Source organism: Methylobacillus arboreus (assembly GCF_020532725.1).
Lineage (GTDB): Bacteria > Pseudomonadota > Gammaproteobacteria > Burkholderiales > Methylophilaceae > Methylobacillus > Methylobacillus arboreus.
In genome coordinates, this window is record NZ_JAJAVC010000003.1 from 680,533 (window position 1) to 699,015 (window position 18,483).

The following is an 18,483-nucleotide window of genomic DNA, read 5'->3' on the forward strand; positions in this document are numbered from 1 at the left end:
TTAATGGAAATCATTATGTCACAACACAACGACAACCTCATCTGGCTGGATATGGAAATGAGCGGTTTGCTGCCAGATAGCGACCGCATTCTGGAACTGGCTGCTGTCGTTACCGACGCCGAACTCAATGTGCTGGGAGAATCGCCGGTACTGGTTATTCATCAGTCCGATGCCGTCCTGGACGGCATGGATGCGTGGAACAAGGGAACCCATGGGCGCTCTGGCCTGATTGACAAGGTGAAGGCATCCACCCTGGATGAAGTTGCTGCATCGCAACAAATGATCGCCTTTCTCAAGGAGTTCGTGCCTGCCGGAAAATCCCCCATGTGCGGCAATTCCATTTGCCAGGACAGGCGATTCATGGCGCGCTATATGCCCGAACTTGAAGCCTATTTTCATTACCGCAACCTGGATGTCAGCGTGTTCAAGGAACTGGCAAGGCGCTGGCGCCCGGCATTGATTGCAGGGTTCAAGAAAAGCAGCAAGCATGAAGCGCTGGCGGATATTTACGAGTCTATTGATGAGCTGAAGTATTACCGCGAGCATTTCCTCCGCCTGGAGTAGGCTTTCTCTCCAATAAAAAGGTAAAAAAAGGGGTGCGTCAGGCGCACCCTTAAGGGAGGAGAAGTATAGCTTTGGAGAAAGCTCGCAAATAAATGAACACTGTTCATGCCATTTACTTTACGTTAGGTGCCATATTAAGTATGAAGTGTTGCTGAATTATTGCTGGAAAAGGCAAAATGGTTAGCAAACTGTTAAATAGTTGTAACAGTTTGCTATTTTGCTTTTTAGATTGAGAAAAACGTAGAAAAATCAGCGGCGGGCGAGCGTCTGGTATAAATCAAGGTAGGCTTTCGCGCTATTAGTCCAGCTGAGGTCGCGGCGCATGCCGTTGCGCTGGATTTTACGCCATGCCCTAGGGTCTTGGTAATAGACCAATGCACGCTCCACGACGCTTAACAGTTGCCGCGAGTCTGCGGATTCCAGTACAAATCCTGTTGCGGTGTTGTTTTTCATTGTGGCGGTATTGCTGTCCTGCACCGAGTCTGCCAGACCCCCGGTACGGGTAACAATAGGCGGGGTGCCATAGCGCAGGCCGTACATCTGGTTGAGCCCGCAAGGCTCAAAGCGTGACGGCATGATGAACATGTCTGAGCCTGCCATGATCTGGTGAGACAAAGGCTCCTTGTAGCCGATGGTAACACTGACTTGGTGCGGGTGGCGGCGGGCCAGCTCCCTGAAGCCATTTTCCATTTGCGTTTCACCATTTCCCAACACGGCAATCTGACAGTGTCTGGCGAGCAACCTTTCTGCAACAGAGAGGAAAATGTCCAGGCCTTTCTGATGCGTCAGGCGGCTGACTACGCCAAGCAAGGGTTTGTGCGGGGTAGCCTCCAGCCCAAGTTGGACCTGCAGGGCTTTTTTGACGATTTTCTTGTCGGCAAGATGCTCAATATTATACGTCTTGGCAAGATAAGGGTCGGTTGCCGGATTCCACTCCTGGGTTTCAATACCATTCAATATGCCATAAATTTCGTGGCTTCTCGTTGCGAGCAAGCCTTGCATGCCGAAGCCGTATTGTTCAGTCTGGATTTCACGTGCATAGGTCGGGCTGACGGTGGTAATGCTGTCTGCATAGTAAATGCCAGCTTTGAGAAAAGACATTTTTCCATAGTACTCAAGGCCGTGCATCTGGTAGCTATGATCGGGCAAGCCCAGGCGCTGCACCCACTCCGGCGGGAAGTTGCCTTGGAATGCCAGGTTGTGGATGCTGATCATGGATTTGGCATGGGCAGTATCTGAATAGTGCAGAAATGCCGGGGTTAGGCCGCTTTGCCAGTCATTGCAGTGAACAACATCGGGAATCCAGTCCTGCAGCGGCGAATCCTGGCTGCTCAACACTGCCGCAACTTTGGAGAGGATGCCAAAGCGCAGGGCATTATCGTCCCAGTCATTGCCGTAACTGTCGTTGTATGGTCCGCCGGGACGATTAAAGAGCCTGCCATTTTCAATCACCATGACTTCAACATCAGTATCCGGCATTTTGCCCAGCAAGAGGTTAATGCTGCCAACCTCGGGCAATCCGTATAGCTGTGCAATCTGGCGTTTGCCATGCAGCTTCTGCAGAACAACGGGATAGCCTGGCAGCAAAATGCGGATATCAACGCCAAGCTCGCGAATGGCTGCAGGCAGGGAACCGCTGACATCGGCCAAACCGCCTGTTTTGATCAAGGGGTAAGCTTCGGAGCTGACAAAAAGGATGCGCAAGGTGGTGGTCTTTGCTTTTTGTTAGGTTGAAATTGGGCTTTGCTGACTATCTAAAAAATTCCCGTAGCTCAAGCATATCAAATAACCATGGGCGGGAGAATGCGATTTTCCCGACAAATTTGCTAATGGATATCTGGCGCTATGGACTAGATTGAAATGGTATCCGGGCTGCTGTTCATCGGTATTAAGGCAACACCCTGGCTAGGCAGCATCCATTCAATCAAAAAGCCCAGTATGGCAATGAAAATGCTGGCAAAGAATGCAGTCCAGAAGCCGGAAAGTTCAAATCCCTTGATCAGTTTGGCAACCAGCATGATCATCAATGCATTGACCACCAGCACGAAAAAGCCGAACGTTACCAAGGTCAGTGGAAAGGTAAGAATCAGCAGCAGGGGGCGGATAACGGCATTGACGAAGCCCAGTACCAGTGCTGAAATTAACAGCGAAGATCGTGAGGAAAACTTGATCCCGGGGAAAAGCAGGCTGGCGATCCACAGAGAGAGGCTCATGATTCCCCAGTGTAAGATAAAGTCATAAATATCATTAATTATCATAATATTAAAATATATATTTAAAGTGAATTGATAATATTTTTCGCAGCCTGGAATCCGCTTCTTACCGCGCCTTCAATCGTCGCGGGGTAGTCCAGTAACGTGTCGCCGGTGCCGACATAATCCCCAGCGAGCCATATATGCGGATGAGCGGTGGTTTGTCCAGGACGCTGAAGTCCGGCAATGCAAGCGAATGTCGCACGCTTTTCCGCCACGACTTTATGCCAGAGCGGCGTTATTGTCTGCAGAATGGGGAAAACAATTTGCAGCTCCTGATGTATGTTAATCGCCAGCGATGCTTGCGTTAACCCTTGATGCCTGCCTTCAGCGCTGATCACCACTGCCACTAATCCTGCTTGTCCATAAAGCTGACCGCGGTCAAACACCCATTGACCAAGTTGATTGGCAAGGCCACACATGGGGTTGGGTAACCGTATCTCTGGAGAATATTGCAAATACACCGTATAGATCGGCTGGTAGTCCAATGCCTCGCACCGGCTCACGGTTTCCTTCATGCCAGGCAATGATTGCAAAAGCGCCGCCACACGGAAAGGCGAGGTAGCGACAACCACGTGGCTGAAATCCTCGGATGCCTCTTTGAATTTCAGTTGTATGCCATTGGGCCGCTCTCGCAGGCTTTCCACCGGTGTATTAAGCCTGATCTCGCTGCCATGCACTTTAATGAACCTGGCGGCGGGTTCGGCAATCAGGATAGAAAGGTCGGCACGGGGGAGAAGCAAATCGCTATCAGACTTCCTGCGCGCGAAGCTGTCGCGCAATACGTTGAGAAAAGTCTGCGCGCTTGCTGTAGCAAGCGGGGTATTGAGCGCTGCCAGGCATAAAGGCTCCCATAGCATGGCGATAAGGCGCGGCGGTTGTGTCGCCAGCAACTGCTGTAAAGGCATATCTGCCGGCAAGCGAAACTGCCTGAAGCGCAGGCTAGCCATAAATCGCACTGCGGCCAAACGTTCACCCAGCGTCAGCCCCTGTGCTTGCAGCAAGCCAAACAATATATGTAATGGGGCAGGTAAGCGCTGCTTGCCTGTCAGCGAGAACTCGCCAGGTATTTCAAGTTTGAGCGGCAGACGCAGGATGTTTGCATCAATATCGACGCCACAGGTTTGCAACAGCTTCAGTGACTGGACATACGCCCCCAGCAGAATATGCTGGCCGTTATCCAGGGTGACGCCTTGCCAGCCGATACCGCGCGCGCGTCCTCCCAATTGGTGACTGGAGTCCAGCAAGGTGGTTTTGACGCCGGCACGGGTGAGGGCAACAGCGGCAGCCAGCCCGGCGCAACCACCGCCAATTACGGCAACATGCGGCGTTAGTTGCGTACCCATGTCAGCCATGCAAGCCAGAGTTTGCGGATAGGCGTCAGGGAAACCCGGGCATTGAGCACTACCTGGATATCGTCTGCCTTGATTTCCTTGAGCAAGGTGCGGTAGATCGCCGACATGATGAGGCCGGTACGCTGGAGCTTGCGGTCTTCAGGTGGCAGTTCGGCCAGGGCCTTGTCGTAATAGCGTTCAGCACGATCCGCCTGGAACTCCAGCAATTGCCGCATATTGTCAGATGCGTGAGCGAGCAGGATATCCTGCTCGCTCACGCCAAAGCGCGCGAGTTCGTCCTGTGGCAGATAGATGCGGCCGCGCCGGGCATCTTCACCGACATCGCGCGTGATATTGGTGAGCTGGAAGGCCATGCCCAGGTCCAGTGCATATTGCAGGGTTTGCGGATTGCTGTAGCCGAAAATAGAGGCGGAAAGCAGGCCGACCACGCTGGCAACGCGATAGCAGTAAAGCTCAAGTTCAGCAAAGTCACGATAGCGGTTTTGCTCCAGGTCCATCTGCATGCCATCGATGATTTCCAGAAAATGCTGTTGCTTGAGCTGGAATTCCGCCACCGGCCCTTGCAGTGCCTGCGTTACCGGGTGCTGCGGCTTGCCTTGGTAAAGATTGAGAATTTCGCCGCGCCACCAGTGCAGCTTGGTTTGCGCAACATTGATATCCTGCACTTCATCGGCAATGTCATCCACTTCCCGGCAGAAGGCATACAAGGCAGTGATGGCTTCACGCTTGGGCTTAGGCAGGAACAGGAAGCTATAGTAAAAACTGGAGCCGCTTGCTGCGGCCTTTTTCTGGCAATATTCCTGCGGACTCATTTTTTCCTCACCGCACGATAAAACATATAAGTCCAGTCAACGGCATTGAGCACTGGACGCTGGTTGAAGACATCGCCACGGCCATGATGCAGTTTCTTCAGGATGCGTTCCCCACCAGCAATGATCATGCGCATTTCCAGCCCGATTCGGCCAGGCAATGCCAGCCCGAGAGGAGCGCCGGATTGCAACAGCTTGCGTGTGCGATTGATCTGAAACTCCATAAACAGGCTCCATGTGCCCTGGGTATTTTTATTGGCAATCTGTTGTTCGCTGATCTTGTATTTTTGCAACTCGTCCTGCGGCAGATAAATACGATCCTTGCGGTAGTCTATCTCTATATCCTGCAGGAAATTGATGAGTTGCAGCGAGGTGCAGATAGCATCCGACAAGGCAATATTGCGCGGTGTGGCGGCATGGTATAGATATAGCATCAGCCTACCGACCGGATTGGCGGATCGTCGGCAATAATCAATAACCTCGCCAAAATTGACGTAGCGTGCCTTGACTACATCCTGGCTGAACGCGGAAAGCAGGTCATAGAATGGCTCCAGCGGCAGGCCACGTTCCTTGATCATCTTATGCAATGCCTGGAATAGAGGGGTGTCCGGCACTGTATCATCGCGGATTTGGTCCAGTTGCAGGCGAAAATCATCCAGCAATGCCAGGCGTTCTTCAGGATGCAAATCGCCTTCATCTGCAAAGTCGTCAGCTTGGCGGGCAAAGGCATAGATCAAACCCACGGGCGCGCGCAAATCCTTTGGCAGAAGAAAAGAGGCAACCGGAAAGTTTTCATAGTGAGCCTTGGCAAGCGCCATGCTCTGCTGGATGGTGGCGTGGGTGGATGTCGTCATAAGCGGCATAAAGTATGCCATAAAACGCCTGTGACCGCGCTTTGTGGCAAGTTAAGATTGTTGCGCTACAATGTGCCAATCTGAAATCGTGGAGTTTTCATGCTAGGCATTATCGGTGGAACAGGGCTAACCAAGCTGGCCAATCTCAAGATCAAGCGCAGGCAGATCATACGCACGCCTTATGGTGAGCCTTCCGGGCCGTTAACCTATGGTGATATCTGTGGCTACGAGGTTATTTTCCTGCCCCGGCATGGTCACGGGCACACCATCCCACCACATGTCGTTAACTACCGTGCCAATATTTGGGCGCTGCACTCTGAGGGTGTGCGCAATATTGTTTCCGTGGCGAGCGTTGGCGGCATCCATCCCAGCCTCAATCCTGGCGTGATTGCCTTGCCTGACCAGATTCTTGATTACACCCATGGCCGCAAAAATACCTTTTATGATGGGGGTGACCTGCCAGTCAAGCATATCGATTTTACGCTACCTTATTGCTCACGTTTGCGTGAGTTATGCCTGGAAGCGGCGCAAAACATCGGCGAATCATTGGTGGATGGCGGTGTCTACGCTTGTGTACAGGGCCCCCGGCTGGAAACAGCGGCAGAAATCAATCGCCTGGAAGGTGATGGCGCGACTATGGTGGGGATGACCGGCATGCCGGAAGCTGCCCTGGCTCGCGAGCTTGACATGAGCTATGCCGCGATTTGCCCGGTTGCCAACCATGCGGCTGGGCGTGGCACCAGCCTGCATCGCATCCAATATGAAGACATGGGCGAAGTGCTGAGTGAAACCATGCAGCGTGTGCGCAATCTGATAGAAAGAGTGGTGGTTGGTCATGCCTGTTAGACCCGTACTGAAAATGGGCGAGCCTTTGCTATTGCAAAAAGCTGAGCCCATCAAACAATTTGATACACCCGAACTTCATGCCTTGATCAAGGACATGGAAGATACCATGGCGCATTTAAATGGCGCTGGTATTGCAGCGCCACAAATTGGTGTCAGCCTGCGTGTGGTGATTTTTGGCGTAGGCCATAATCCACGCTACCCGGATGCCGAACAGGTGCCTTACACCGTGTTGATCAATCCAACCTTGACTCCGATAGGGGAGGAGCTTGAGGACGGCTGGGAAGGCTGCCTTTCCGTACCCGGCATGCGAGGTGTCGTGCCACGTTACCAGCGCCTGCACTATACCGGTTTTGACCAGTATGGAAATCCGATAGACCGTTTAGTAAGCGGCTTTCACGCCAGAGTGGTACAGCATGAATGCGACCACCTGGACGGTATTCTCTACCCCATGCGCATTCGCGACCTGGCTCAATTTGGCTTTACCGACGTACTTTTTCCAGGAATGGCAGTAGAAGACGATTAATCTTGTGATAGAATAACCGCCTTTCTTCAGTCACCACGACTGATGTCAAAGCGGAAGTGTGGCCGAGTGGTTGAAGGCACCAGTCTTGAAAACTGGCGACCCGAAAGGGTTCGTGAGTTCGAATCTCACCGCTTCCGCCAATAAACCCGCGTCACAGCGCGGTTTCAAGAGTGTTCAAAATTTATTGGGGCATTTAGCGCTTCATTAACCTTCCAATTCCTTCGATCGATCATGATTGGTTAATCCATTTGTTGTAAACCTGAAGTGTCATTCTAAATATCGCATGACCAAGGTTATGCTTTGGAGTGAATTTCTACCGCAATTAAGTGAGGGATGAGGCCAATAATGCTCAGCATGATCAGTTTGTTACTTGGTTAATTACTCCCAGACGAATAAAAATCAGCAAATGGATTGAACCACTTGCTGACCTTATCTAGATTGCATTAGCGTTTTTTATCACTGCCACCTTGCTGACGATGATCGTTTGTTCCACCCTGCTGGCGCTTATCGTTAGCTCCGCTTTGCTTTTGCTGCTCATTTTTATTTTGCTGCTGGTTAGTACCACCTTGTTGACGCTGATCAGTAGCACCGCCTTGAGCTTGTGTCTTGTCTACCATGATTATCTCCTTTGGTTCCTTACTTCCAGAAGGCACGTTGCTTGGTAATAATATTTCTGGAGTTAAGGTAATGGGATAAGCAACGCGACTCAACAATAATCCTCGTCTTCATGCCCATTCATCCGATGCTATCTGATAAACATGTAAGATTTTATTGACAAGTCATTAGGGAATTTTTTTGAGAAATCATTAATTTAAAGTTTGATTGAGGATACCTGAGGGGATAAATAAAAGCATGGATCATGTAGAGAATCCATTCGAGTCTACCTATTGTTTACTTATCTGACAGCGCATCCTAGCCCTCCGTCAAGGCGCTTTTTCAAATCATAGTGCTCAGTAAGATCGTCTTATATTCATGTTTTTATCTAAAGCGTAATATAAAGTTGCACTAGTTTTTGGATGGAGGCTAGTACATTTCTCGTTACTCCACCAGAGTAGCCTACGCGCCTCAATCCTCCCTGATCAGGCGCGATTTTTTGCTTGTCATATACTACTTGTGATGTAAGCTTAGCTTAAACAAATGGTTAGCTAAAGGTGGTATCTATACCGGATCATTGATCACAGCCTCAATGTGATGACCGTCGGGGTCAATCAGAAACGCAGCGTAGTAATTTGCGCCATAGTGAGGTCTCAGGCCAGGCTGACCATTATCACGCCCGCCTACTGCCAAAGCTGAAGCATGAAAGAGATCTACCGCAACCCGGTTTGGTGCTGAGAATGCAAGATGAAAACCAGGCCCCGGCGGTGTTGCCGGTGCACGAAGCTTTAAGCAGAACTTGTCTTTTCCGTTTTCTATGCCGTAGCCAATTACAGTGTCGTCCTCAAATACTCGCCGATACCCCAACGCACCAAGAGCAGCATCATAAAATGCAGCACTTGCCTTGATATCCGTCACAGCGAATGAGATGTGGTGGAGCATTTGTATTCATCCAAGTTAAGGTTGATAGACTTTAGCGACAGACAACGAAGAACAACATAGGCATAGAAAAGAAAAAAGTTCGTAAGACTCATCTGTAGGTCAGGTTAACTCAGGTGAAAACCAATCAGCCTCAAGTTCAATGGGTTGGCGATAACTTTCAAATAATAAACTTTATTCATGGATGTCTGGAAAGTTGAAACAATACAGAATTTCATCCATAGCCCTTAAAAGCATATTAAATCGAGATATAACATGTGGCGATGAATTGCACAAAATGCCCCTAACCAGTGATAATCAGGCATGAGTTATCACTTCCAGTCTATTTCTTTTAGCGGAATGCAGCCTGGCAAACGTTTGATTGTGCTGGGTGGTGTGCATGGCAATGAGCCTTGTGGCACATTAGCAATCAGTCGTGTCATCAATGACATTGAGGACGGCAGACTGGATATCGCAGCGGGTGAGGTTACTTTTGTGCCGGTCTGCAATCCGCTCGCTCGAGAGCAATATAGCCGCGGCGGTGAACGCAACCTGAATCGCAAGCTTTTTCCGACCGATAATCCCCAGCAATTCGAAGACTATGTTGCCAACTGGCTGTGCCCGTTGTTGGCGGATCATGATGTGCTGCTGGACCTGCATTCTTTTCATACACCTGGCGAGCCTTTTGCAATGTTGGGGCCCAAGAACAATCAAGGAAGTCTAGAGCCTTTTGCACATGATGCAGAAGAGGAGGCGCTGGCCCGGCATCTTGGGGTAAAGCTGTTTGTCGATGGCTGGCTGGATACATATGCCAGTGGCGTCACTCGCCGGCAGGGCCAGAGTGTGCATGAGACTCCAGACGCTGATGTGCGCTATGGCGTGGGGACAACCGAGTACATGCGTAGCCAGGGCGGCTATGGGTTAACCCTGGAGTGCGGGCAGCATGAAGATGCTTCTGCTCCGGAGGTCGCTTATCAGGCCATTCTGAATACGCTGGCATGGCTGGGATTGAGCGGCAATCAAAAACCAGAGGAAACACCGGACAGAAAAACCCTGCGCCTGTTTGAGGTAGTGGATAAGGTTGACCCCGCTGACAGCCTGGCGCGAGAATGGCAAGGCTTTGAATGCCTGAGCGCGGGTACGTTGATTGGCACACGCGCCAGCGGCGAGGAAATCCGTGCTGTTGAGACCGTACATATCGTATTCCCCAACCCACATGCAGAGCCTGGCAGCGAGTGGTTTTACCTCGCCAGGCCAGTGGAACGCGTCTAGTACTAGATTGGCTGTAGCCATTGCCTTGTTATACTAGGCAAAAAAATGGAGGACTTATGCTGAATCGGGCTAAAAAAATAATAAGCAGCTTGCCATTCCTGATGGGGCTGGGTTTCTGGGTGTCTTATTTGCTGTTTGGCTATTTTGCAGTCAATCCCATTGCACAAAAAGTATTGCCATGGGTCGCGGAAAACAAGCTGGCAAGCAGGCTGGATGTCGAGCGGGTCAGTTATGACCCATTGCGGATTGCAGTGACTGTCGACAAGCTGCGTTTGACAACGCCTGAAGGAAGCGAGCTGGCCGGATTTGAGCGCCTGCATGCCGATCTTGAACTGAGCGGACTATTCCGTTTTGCCTGGCGCCTCAAGGATATTTTGCTCAGTGCGCCGCACGTGACGTTTGAAATCACGCCTGAGGGCAGCAGCAACTGGGCCGCGCTGATTGCCAAGCTCAATGAAAATCCCAAGGAGGAACCCTCCGAGGGCATGGTACGCCTGCTGATTGATCATATTCTGATCGAGCACGGTGATTTTGAATACGTGGACCGTAATCGCGCCGAGGCATTCCGCGCAGTGCTGGAGCCACTTGATCTGGAGTTGGATGGCTTTTCCACCTTGCCGGAAGACCTTGGGGACTATGCCATCATGGCCAAGCTGCCAGAGCAAGGCGGGACACTGAAATGGAAAGGCGAGCTGGGGCTTAACCCAATTGTTTCCAATGGGAAGGTGGAGTTGGAGGGAGTCAACCTGCCCAAGCTGCTCAAAGCATTGCCGCCTGACGCTTTGCCGGTGAGGCTGGATGAAGGGGTGCTGCAGACCCGCTTGGATTACCATTTTGCCATGGTGGAAGATAAGCCGCAGGCAACTGTCAGTAACCTGAGCCTGAACTTGAGCGCCCTGGCAGGCACCTTGCTCCAATCGCAAGACCAGGCTGGCAAACTGGGCCTGCAGCAGTTGCAACTGGATCTGCCAAAACTCGAATATAGCGCTGCGCTAGAAACGCAGGTGCAGTTTGCCGGACTGACGCTGGGGCTGAGTGATTTGCGCCTGGAGCAGGCTGGAAAATCCCTGCTGGCATTGCCGCAATTGGCGCTGGAGGATGCCAGCCTGGACTTGCAGCAACGCAAGCTGGACATTGCTGGACTGAAGCTTGCTGAAGGCAATCTGCATGCCGAACGCGCGCGCAATGGCCTAGTGAACTGGCAGCAGTTGCATGTTGCTGCGGCTGAAACTGAAAATGCGCCTGTTGAGGAAAGCCAGGAGCCGGAGCAGGCACTACCGTTCGAGATCACCCTGGGGCAATTCAACCTGGCGGGATTCAAGGCGGATTATGAGGATCATGCCTTCAAGCATGCATTGAAGGTTGCCGTGGACGATATCAACCTCAATCTCAAGTTTGCGAGCCGGCAAGGCGAGATCAGCTTGGATGATGTCCATAGCGAAGTCGGGCCATTTAGGTTGCAGTCTGCCTTGTATAAAGATCCCGCTGCCGTGCTCAACAAGCTGTTCTTGCAAAACGGCAAGTTGGAATTGGCGCAAAGCAGGGCGGTTTTGGATGCGATTGTCTTGAGCGGGCTGGATGCCAAGGTGCTCAAGGATGCTAAATCGCTCAACTGGCAAGCCATGCTGGAACCCGTATCCGCGGCAACTAGCAAAAAGGCTGAGGCAAGCAAGCAGCAGCAAGCTTCGCCATGGGTGCTGGATCTTAAACGTTTCGCGCTGGAAAACGCCGCTATCCATATCGAGGACAGGAGCACGCCGCAGCCGGTCGCGCTGGATATCCAGCAAGCTGCGCTTGAGGTCAAGGATATCTCGCTCGATACCAAGCGCGCATTGCCTGTCAGCCTGGCATTCAAGGTCAAGCAGGGCGGGGCATTCAGCGGCAGCGGCAAGCTGGCTCCAGAGCCGTTGCAGGGAGACCTCAAGCTCAAGCTTGCCAACTTCTCGCTCAAGCCGTTTGCGCCCTACATCAACCAGGCAGCGTTGCTCAAGCTCAATGACGGCGCGGCGAATACCGCGGGTAATCTCAACATCAAGTCCGGCAAGCAGCTTTCCGTGCTGTACAAGGGCGGCTTCAGCATCAACAAGCTTGATATCGTCGAAGAGGAGGGCGGGCAGCCTTTCCTTGGCTGGAAGAGCCTGGCAACCGACAACCTCCAGTTCGGCCTTGCCCCGGACAAGCTGCATATAGGCGAACTGCGCATTGTCGAGCCGAATGGCAAGTTCATCATTTATGAAGACCGTACGCTCAACGTCAAGCGTATCCTGCGCGACCAAGGGGATTCTGCCGCAGAGAACACGCCTGCAACACAGGAAGCCAAGGAAGGCGAAGGTTTTCCTGTCGCGGTGGAGCGCATTCGCATCGACAAGGCCAGCCTGGAGTTTGCCGACCTTTCTCTGACCCCGCAGTTTGGCACGAATATCCATACCTTGTCCGGCGTGGTCAATGGCTTATCTACCAGTCCAAGCTCTACCGCGCAGGTAGAACTGGATGGCAAGGTGGACGATTACGGCTCGGCGCGTATCCGTGGTTCGGTGCAGCCATTCCAGGCCACCGAGTTCACCGATCTCAAGCTGGCTTTCCGCAACCTGGAGATGAACCGGCTGACGCCATATTCGGGCAAGTTTGCGGGGCGCCGCATCGATTCCGGCAAGCTTTCGGTGGACCTTGAATATAAGATCAAGGAACGCCAACTGGCGGGTGAGAACAAGTTCATCGTCAACAAGCTCAAGCTCGGGGAGCAAGTCGACAGCGAGGATGCGGTCAACCTGCCGCTGGACCTGGCGATTGCCTTGCTGGAGGATAGCAGCGGCGTGATCGACCTGGATCTGCCGGTGTCCGGCAGCCTGGACGATCCGGAGTTCAGCTACGGCAAGATTGTCTGGAAGGCTATCGTCAATGTGCTGGGCAAGATCGTTACCTCGCCATTCCGTGCTTTGGGCAACCTGCTTGGTATCAGCTCGGACAAACTTGAGGCACTGGAGTTTGACCCGGGCAGTGCGGAGCTGGCACCGCCTGAGCAGGAAAAACTCAAGGCAATCAGCGAAGCGCTGGCAAAGAGGCCGGCCCTGGTATTGCAGATTGCGCCTGTCAGCGATGAAAAGGTGGATGGGCGTGCCTTGCAGGAACAATTTGTGCGCAACCAAGTGGCGGCCAAGATGGGCATCCAGTTGCAACCGGGAGAAAAGCCGGGGCCGGTGGATACGCATAACAAGAAGGTGCGTTCCGCCTTGGACAAGCTTGGCAAGGAGCAACTCAAGCCGGAGTCCCTGGAATCCATCAACGCGGAGAAAGACGAGGTGGCGCGTTATGGCAAGTTGCTGGACGCGCTTAACCAGGATGCCAGGCTTGAGCCTGCCTGGCTGCAGGCGCTGGCCAATGCCCGTGCCGAGGTGGTCCAGGGTTATCTGCTTGAGACATTGGCGCTGGAGCCCGGCAAGTTGCACGTCAATCCATTGCGTCAGCAGTCAGGAAGCGCAGCCGAAGTGAAGATGCCGCTTGAACTCGGGGTGGATCGCAAAGATTGAGATGAGAGGGCACTTCTGTTTAAAATTGTGGTCGTATCTCAACCAGTATGCATGAGTTGCATACGCCAAGCTTTTGAATATCAACAGGATGGAGACCATCATGAAAGTGGATATTTATAGAAGTGCTACCAGCAGTAACAAATATATCTCGGTAAGGGCAGGGGTGGATGTTTCAAAGATTGATGTGCCTGATCCCGATTATGCCAAGTTGGTCCACCAGACTTCGGATGTCGAGGTGAACAAGGATGATAGGCATGCGGACTATGATGCGGGCCTGATCATCAAGGACATCGAGCAGTACGGCTACCACCTGCATCACGTCAAGCGGAATTTCAATTAATACAATAAAAAGAGCGCCTTGCCCGCTCTTTTTATTGTATTACATTCAATTATAGGCTCTTAAAGCTCGCCAAAATCCGGATTGCTGATTTCTGGTTGAGCAAAAAAATGTCCCAGTTTGTCCCGCTTGGTCAGCAAATATTGCAGATTATCCTGGTTCGGCTGGATCACGAGCGGGATGCGCTCATTGATCGTCAGGCCAGCTTGCTGCAAGCTGGATACTTTTTCCGGATTGTTGGTCATGAGGCGCAGGGAATGCACGCCTAGGTCCTTCAGGATATCCACGGCAGCGCTATAACTGCGTTGATCAATTGGCAATCCCAGGTGCAGGTTGGCGTCCACCGTATCCAGCCCCTGGTCTTGCAGGGCATAGGCGTGAATCTTGTTCGAGAGGCCAATCCCGCGGCCCTCATGTCCCTTTAGGTAGAGCAAGACACCCTGGCCGGCTTCGGCAATCATGCTTTGCGCCAGTACCAGTTGCTCGCCGCAATCGCAGCGGTTTGAGGAAAAGATGTCGCCAGTCAGGCATTCGGAATGGACGCGTACCAGCACGTTCTCGTTATTGAGTACATGACCTGCCACCAGCGCCACATGCTCCTGGCCACTTTGGACATCCTGGTATACGTGGATGATGAATTGACCGTATTTGGTAGGCAGGGTGGAAGAAGATATTTTACTGATCGTACTCATATGGGTAATGCAATGGTTGAATGCAGCTGCAAATCACGCAGACAGGCAGATTAAAGTAAATCTGACTGTGATGCCAGTTATTTCAAGGCAGAAATTGCGCCCATCTTAATCAGCCTTGCCCGGACGATATTACGGCTTACCCCCAGAAGACGCGCAGTCTGCACCTGGTTGTTGTGGCAATAATGGTAGGCAGTGCGCACCAGCGTGTCCTCGATATGGTCGTAAAGCGCGTCATGCCCGGTCTCGAACAACTGGTGCAATGCCTGCTGCAGCGGGTCGACCGAGCTGTTGCCGTCATGTTCCTGGCGCACACGATGCAACTGTATGGAAGATAGCTGCAGGTCTTCGCTACGCAAGCGGTTGCCCTTGCAGATCAGCAGTGCATGGTGGATGGCATTTTCCAGCTCGCGGATATTGCCCGGCCATGAGTGAGCCAATAGCTTGCGCGTGGCATCTTCATCAATGTCGACTTTTCCATAACCCAGGCGCCGGCGGTATTCACTGACGAAATACTCGGCAAGGGGAAGAATGTCGCCGGGACGGTCGCGCAGGGTTGGAATTTCCAGGTGGGCGACGCGCAGGCGGTAGAACAAGTCTTCGCGGAAGTGCCCTGCCAGCACGGCTTCTTCGAGACGTACATTGGTTGCGGCGACCAGGCGCACATCGATGGGGGTTGGCTTGCGCGCTCCCAGGCGCACCACTTCACGCTCCTGCAATACCCGCAGCAGTTTCACCTGGATGCTCAAGGGCAGGTCGCCGATTTCATCCAGGAAGATGGTGCCGCCATTCGCCGCTTCAAACCAGCCTGTCTTGGCGGAAAAAGCGCCGGTAAATGCGCCTTTTTCATGGCCGAACAGTTCGCTTTCAACCAGGGTTTCGGAAAAAGCGCCGCAATTGACGGCGACAAACGGTTTTTCCCGACGGCGGCTCAAGTCATGGACATGGCGGGCAATTAATTCCTTGCCGGTGCCGGTCTCGCCTATGATGAGGACATTGGCATCGCTGGGCGCTATTTTCTGGATACGGGCAAGCAGCGCCAGGGATTTTGCATCCTCAAATACTTGCGCGGTCGCTCGAATCGACGTGGTAAGCGATTGGGAATTGGGGAGCGTCAGCAGGTTCATTTCTTCCTCTTTCGAGTAAATGCTTTCATATTCTTGATGGGCGAGTCCCATATAATCGTTGTCCAATATATTCATGAATAGAATGTGGGTGTCGGGTACTGGTGTTTCAGCGCCCATTCACCTAGCTCCTTGATTTTGTAGTCAACGGGGTCATGCAATGTATGGGTGCGCAGATTGCGCCAGTGCCGGTCAAGCCTCAGGCCCGCATGGGTGGCTCTTGAACCTGCAACCTCAAACATGCGGCTGGTAATGTCGAGCCCAATCCTGGTAGCGATGATCTTGGCAGAGGTAATGTCAATGGCAACCTCGCCGCGTTCCTCTTCGGTCAGGGTTTCCTGTTTTTGCCAGGCTTCATCAAACTTTGCGGCCGCAAGGTTGGTCAATGCCCGGGCACTTTGCAGGCTGGCCCAGAATTCGCCGTAATGCGCGAGCACATAAGGATCGTCTGCAGGGTGTTCCAGCCCGGAGCGATGCCAGGGCCTAGCTTCATTCAATGTGTAATGACGGGCATCGTCAAATGCTTCCTCTGCAATCCCCAGGTAGATATTGGTCAAGATCAACTGGGCAAGCAGGGGGCGCAAGCATGAAAATGGGGTGCTTAATGGGCCTGGCTCTGCAAGGATGTCATTGTCTTCTACACGCACCTTCTCGAAATTTACGCTGCCGCTATCGGTCTGGCGCTGGCCGATGTTATGCCAGTCCTGCAATACGCCGATGCCGGTGCGGCCTGTAGGCAGGGCGGCCACCACCAGTTCGTGCGTATCCTGCGCGTAGGCGGAAACGATCAGCATTTCGGAATCAAGCGCGCCGGAGCAAAAGCTTTTTTTGCCGGAGAATTCATGCCAATTCTCCACCTGGCGGCTGATGGTGCGATCATCCAGCGGGTTGAGTGCATTGCCCCAGAACCAGTTCAACCTTGCCGTATGTTCGAACCACGGACGCCATTGGTCAGGCCGCGCAAAGGCGCGTACAGTGGCCAACATCAGATGATGAAATGCAAAGACATGCGCAATCGAACTATCGGCCCTGGCAAACTCTCGAACCACTTGCATGGTTTCTTGCCAGTCCGCCCCCAGTCCGCCTTCAGATGTTGGTATTGAAAGCGCCAGCAAGCCACTGCTGCGGATCAGGTCGCGCTCAGCCTTGGGCGTGCCTCCGGCCTCGTCGCGCTCGACAGCCGTCAGGCGAAATTCTGCTGCCAGCGTCTGTGCAATCTCCAGGGCGGACTGCGGTTCACGTGACTCAAAGCTGTCCTGAAAAATCGGTGTTGAAATAGCCAAAAGTTATATTCCTTTATTAACTAATAAGCATATAGCAGCTATCGTGCCAATTTTCCTGTGAAGGGGTTAATTAACATGCTGCTGATATGGAAGCAGCCCTGGAAGCCAGTCTGGGTTTGATTTGGCTAAATCCCTGATGAAATATGGGTTTATAACTGTTGCTGATTAATCAGCAGTCTGCATTAGATTTATAAATTGATAATTGCTTGTATATCAGCAATTGAGCAGTTGACTGCTGATATACAAGCAATATTTAAATACTTAGAAAAATATATCCTTTTAAAACAATTGTTTAAGTAGTGGCATGGAGATTGCTGAATCCATGCTGACGATGTTTTTTCAGTTCAAGGACAACATAAATGGAAATATTCTGGTTTCTCCCTACCCATGGCGACAGCCGCTATCTTGGCACCAGCCACGGTGGTCGTGCCGTCAGCCACCATTACCTGAAGCAGATTGCACAGGCTGCAGATACGCTGGGTTTCAGGGGGGTATTGATCCCGACAGGCCGTTCGTGCGAAGACTCCTGGGTAGTGGCATCGTCGCTGGTCAATTTCACGGAGAAATTAAAGTTCCTGGTGGCGATCAGGCCAGGAATTATTTCCCCAACCGTTTCTGCCCGTATGGCAGCAACACTGGACCGCATTTCCTCCGGGCGCTTGCTCATCAATGTCGTCAGCGGCGGCGATCCGGATGAACAGCATGGGGATGGCAATTTCCTCAGCCATTCGGAACGCTATGCCGAGGCAGACGAGTTCCTCAAGATTTGGCGCGGGGTTGCCGCGGGTGAGTCTGTAGATTTCGAGGGACAATATATCAAGGTCAAGAATGCAAAGACCATGTATCCACCCGTGCAAAAGCCATATCCACCATTGTTTTTTGGCGGGTCCTCACCCGCAGCAGTCGAGCTTGCAGCCCAGCAGATTGACGTCTACCTGACCTGGGGAGAGCCGCTTGAGGCAGTGAAAGAAAAGATTAAAGTTGTGAAGGCGCGCGCTGCAGCCTATGGCCGCACCCTCAAGTTTGGCATCCGCATGCACGTAATCGTGCGTGAAACCAGCGAGCAGGCCTGGCAGGCTGCCGATGATCTGATTTCCCATGTTACCGACGAGACCATTGCTGCCGCGCAAAAAGCATTTTCGCGTTTCGATTCGGAAGGCCAGCGCCGGATGTCTGCCTTGCATGGCGGGCGTAGAGACAAGCTGACGGTGGCTCCCAATCTTTGGGCGGGCGTAGGGCTGGTGCGAGGCGGAGCCGGGACTGCACTGGTGGGAAACCCGCAAGAAATAGCGGAGCGCATCCGCGAATATGCAGCGCTCGGGATCGATTACTTCATCTTTTCTGGTTATCCACACCTAGAGGAGGCCTACCGAGTTGCCGAGCTGCTCTTTCCATTGCTGCCTGTCGATCAGCAACATGCGCTGGGCAATATTAATCTGACTGGCCCCTTTGGTGAAATGGTGGCGAATGATATCGTGCCGCCGCCTGCGGCTGGCAAGTTGTCGGCAGTCAAGTAGGGGTATACCAGTGAATCAA

General features: G+C 52.5%; 17 protein-coding genes and 1 tRNA gene. 8 read left to right on the plus strand and 10 right to left on the minus strand.

Annotation, left to right across the window (positions count from 1 at the left end; genetic code table 11):
• The first annotated feature begins 15 nt into the window (after nt 1–15).
• Nucleotides 16–564 carry an oligoribonuclease gene (gene orn, locus LG198_RS03215; RefSeq protein WP_230341720.1) on the plus strand — a complete coding sequence of 183 codons (549 nt, stop codon included), beginning with the start codon at nt 16–18 and terminating at the stop codon, nt 562–564.
• A gap of 249 nt (nt 565–813) precedes the next feature.
• Here orn and glgA read toward each other — a convergent pair whose 3' ends face one another.
• The 5 genes from glgA to hpnC all read right to left on the minus strand — a co-directional run bounded on the left by glgA (nt 814) and on the right by hpnC (nt 5,855).
• Nucleotides 814–2,268 (minus strand): glycogen synthase GlgA, encoded by a 1,455-nt coding sequence (gene glgA, locus LG198_RS03220; RefSeq protein WP_268866764.1) that lies wholly within the window; start codon nt 2,266–2,268, stop codon nt 814–816.
• A gap of 146 nt (nt 2,269–2,414) precedes the next feature.
• Entirely contained in the window at nt 2,415–2,822 is a 408-nt protein-coding gene (locus LG198_RS03225; RefSeq protein ID WP_268866765.1) for a phage holin family protein, read from the minus strand.
• 17 nt (nt 2,823–2,839) lie between these two features.
• On the minus strand, nt 2,840–4,162 hold the full coding sequence (gene hpnE / locus LG198_RS03230) for a hydroxysqualene dehydroxylase HpnE (RefSeq protein WP_230341723.1): 1,323 nt from the start codon (nt 4,160–4,162) through the stop codon (nt 2,840–2,842).
• The gene (hpnD, locus tag LG198_RS03235; protein WP_230341724.1) at nt 4,147–4,983 is read right to left on the minus strand and encodes a presqualene diphosphate synthase HpnD; all 837 of its coding nucleotides are present in this window, start codon (nt 4,981–4,983) and stop codon (nt 4,147–4,149) included. The genes hpnE and hpnD overlap by 16 nt, the downstream gene beginning before the upstream one ends.
• Nucleotides 4,980–5,855 (minus strand): squalene synthase HpnC, encoded by an 876-nt coding sequence (hpnC, locus tag LG198_RS03240; RefSeq protein ID WP_230341725.1) that lies wholly within the window; start codon nt 5,853–5,855, stop codon nt 4,980–4,982. Before hpnC ends, hpnD begins: the two co-directional genes overlap by 4 nt.
• A gap of 78 nt (nt 5,856–5,933) precedes the next feature.
• Here hpnC and LG198_RS03245 point away from each other — a divergent pair, with 78 nt between their 5' ends.
• The 3 genes from LG198_RS03245 (at nt 5,934) to LG198_RS03255 (ending at nt 7,343) form a co-directional block, all read left to right on the plus strand.
• Entirely contained in the window at nt 5,934–6,680 is a 747-nt protein-coding gene (locus LG198_RS03245) for an S-methyl-5'-thioinosine phosphorylase (protein ID WP_230341726.1), read from the plus strand.
• On the plus strand, nt 6,670–7,203 hold the full coding sequence (gene def, locus LG198_RS03250) for a peptide deformylase (protein ID WP_230341727.1): 534 nt from the start codon (nt 6,670–6,672) through the stop codon (nt 7,201–7,203). Before LG198_RS03245 ends, def begins: the two co-directional genes overlap by 11 nt.
• Nucleotides 7,204–7,255: 52 nt before the next feature.
• Nucleotides 7,256–7,343 (plus strand) — tRNA-Ser (locus tag LG198_RS03255).
• A gap of 303 nt (nt 7,344–7,646) precedes the next feature.
• On the opposite strand, the gene LG198_RS03260 is transcribed toward LG198_RS03255, so the two are convergent.
• Together LG198_RS03260 and LG198_RS03265 are read right to left on the minus strand one after the other, a co-directional pair.
• A complete protein-coding gene (locus tag LG198_RS03260) occupies nt 7,647–7,820 on the minus strand; it encodes a hypothetical protein (protein WP_230341728.1) in 174 nt (57 codons plus the stop codon).
• Between the two features lie 541 nt (nt 7,821–8,361).
• On the minus strand, nt 8,362–8,739 hold the full coding sequence (locus LG198_RS03265; protein WP_230341729.1) for a VOC family protein: 378 nt from the start codon (nt 8,737–8,739) through the stop codon (nt 8,362–8,364).
• 300 nt (nt 8,740–9,039) lie between these two features.
• Between LG198_RS03265 and LG198_RS03270 the strand changes: the two genes are divergently transcribed.
• The 3 genes from LG198_RS03270 to LG198_RS03280 all read left to right on the plus strand — a co-directional run bounded on the left by LG198_RS03270 (nt 9,040) and on the right by LG198_RS03280 (nt 13,854).
• On the plus strand, nt 9,040–9,987 hold the full coding sequence (locus LG198_RS03270; RefSeq protein ID WP_230341730.1) for a M14 family metallopeptidase: 948 nt from the start codon (nt 9,040–9,042) through the stop codon (nt 9,985–9,987).
• 56 nt (nt 9,988–10,043) lie between these two features.
• Nucleotides 10,044–13,514 carry a DUF748 domain-containing protein gene (locus LG198_RS03275; RefSeq protein ID WP_230341731.1) on the plus strand — a complete coding sequence of 1,157 codons (3,471 nt, stop codon included), beginning with the start codon at nt 10,044–10,046 and terminating at the stop codon, nt 13,512–13,514.
• Between the two features lie 100 nt (nt 13,515–13,614).
• A complete protein-coding gene (locus LG198_RS03280; protein ID WP_230341732.1) occupies nt 13,615–13,854 on the plus strand; it encodes a hypothetical protein in 240 nt (79 codons plus the stop codon).
• A gap of 59 nt (nt 13,855–13,913) precedes the next feature.
• Here LG198_RS03280 and ribA read toward each other — a convergent pair whose 3' ends face one another.
• The 3 genes from ribA to LG198_RS03295 all read right to left on the minus strand — a co-directional run bounded on the left by ribA (nt 13,914) and on the right by LG198_RS03295 (nt 16,947).
• Nucleotides 13,914–14,543 (minus strand): GTP cyclohydrolase II, encoded by a 630-nt coding sequence (gene ribA / locus LG198_RS03285; RefSeq protein ID WP_230341733.1) that lies wholly within the window; start codon nt 14,541–14,543, stop codon nt 13,914–13,916.
• A 77-nt stretch (nt 14,544–14,620) separates the two neighbouring features.
• Nucleotides 14,621–15,667, minus strand: coding sequence for a sigma-54 interaction domain-containing protein (locus tag LG198_RS03290; RefSeq protein ID WP_230342056.1), 1,047 nt, complete (start codon nt 15,665–15,667; stop codon nt 14,621–14,623).
• A gap of 71 nt (nt 15,668–15,738) precedes the next feature.
• Nucleotides 15,739–16,947: an acyl-CoA dehydrogenase family protein gene (locus LG198_RS03295; RefSeq protein ID WP_230341734.1), complete on the minus strand. Its 1,209-nt coding sequence runs from the start codon at nt 16,945–16,947 to the stop codon at nt 15,739–15,741.
• 359 nt (nt 16,948–17,306) lie between these two features.
• Between LG198_RS03295 and ssuD the strand changes: the two genes are divergently transcribed.
• On the plus strand, nt 17,307–18,464 hold the full coding sequence (ssuD, locus tag LG198_RS03300; protein WP_230341735.1) for an FMNH2-dependent alkanesulfonate monooxygenase: 1,158 nt from the start codon (nt 17,307–17,309) through the stop codon (nt 18,462–18,464).
• The last annotated feature ends 19 nt before the right edge of the window (nt 18,465–18,483 follow it).

Bases quoted from the DNA above. Each gene is read 5' to 3' on its own strand.
- LG198_RS03245 (WP_230341726.1), top strand. From the start codon at position 5,934: ATGCTAGGCATTATCGGTGGAACAGGGCTAACCAAGCTGGCCAATCTC.
- hpnE (WP_230341723.1), bottom strand. From the start codon at position 4,162: ATGGGTACGCAACTAACGCCGCATGTTGCCGTAATTGGCGGTGGTTGC.
- hpnD (WP_230341724.1), bottom strand. From the start codon at position 4,983: ATGAGTCCGCAGGAATATTGCCAGAAAAAGGCCGCAGCAAGCGGCTCC.
- LG198_RS03260 (WP_230341728.1), bottom strand. From the start codon at position 7,820: ATGGTAGACAAGACACAAGCTCAAGGCGGTGCTACTGATCAGCGTCAA.
- LG198_RS03265 (WP_230341729.1), bottom strand. From the start codon at position 8,739: ATGCTCCACCACATCTCATTCGCTGTGACGGATATCAAGGCAAGTGCT.
- ssuD (WP_230341735.1), top strand. From the start codon at position 17,307: ATGGAAATATTCTGGTTTCTCCCTACCCATGGCGACAGCCGCTATCTT.
- LG198_RS03270 (WP_230341730.1), top strand. From the start codon at position 9,040: ATGAGTTATCACTTCCAGTCTATTTCTTTTAGCGGAATGCAGCCTGGC.
- ribA (WP_230341733.1), bottom strand. From the start codon at position 14,543: ATGAGTACGATCAGTAAAATATCTTCTTCCACCCTGCCTACCAAATAC.
- hpnC (WP_230341725.1), bottom strand. From the start codon at position 5,855: ATGGCATACTTTATGCCGCTTATGACGACATCCACCCACGCCACCATC.
- LG198_RS03290 (WP_230342056.1), bottom strand. From the start codon at position 15,667: ATGAACCTGCTGACGCTCCCCAATTCCCAATCGCTTACCACGTCGATT.
- def (WP_230341727.1), top strand. From the start codon at position 6,670: ATGCCTGTTAGACCCGTACTGAAAATGGGCGAGCCTTTGCTATTGCAA.
- LG198_RS03275 (WP_230341731.1), top strand. From the start codon at position 10,044: ATGCTGAATCGGGCTAAAAAAATAATAAGCAGCTTGCCATTCCTGATG.
- LG198_RS03280 (WP_230341732.1), top strand. From the start codon at position 13,615: ATGAAAGTGGATATTTATAGAAGTGCTACCAGCAGTAACAAATATATC.
- LG198_RS03225 (WP_268866765.1), bottom strand. From the start codon at position 2,822: ATGATAATTAATGATATTTATGACTTTATCTTACACTGGGGAATCATG.
- orn (WP_230341720.1), top strand. From the start codon at position 16: ATGTCACAACACAACGACAACCTCATCTGGCTGGATATGGAAATGAGC.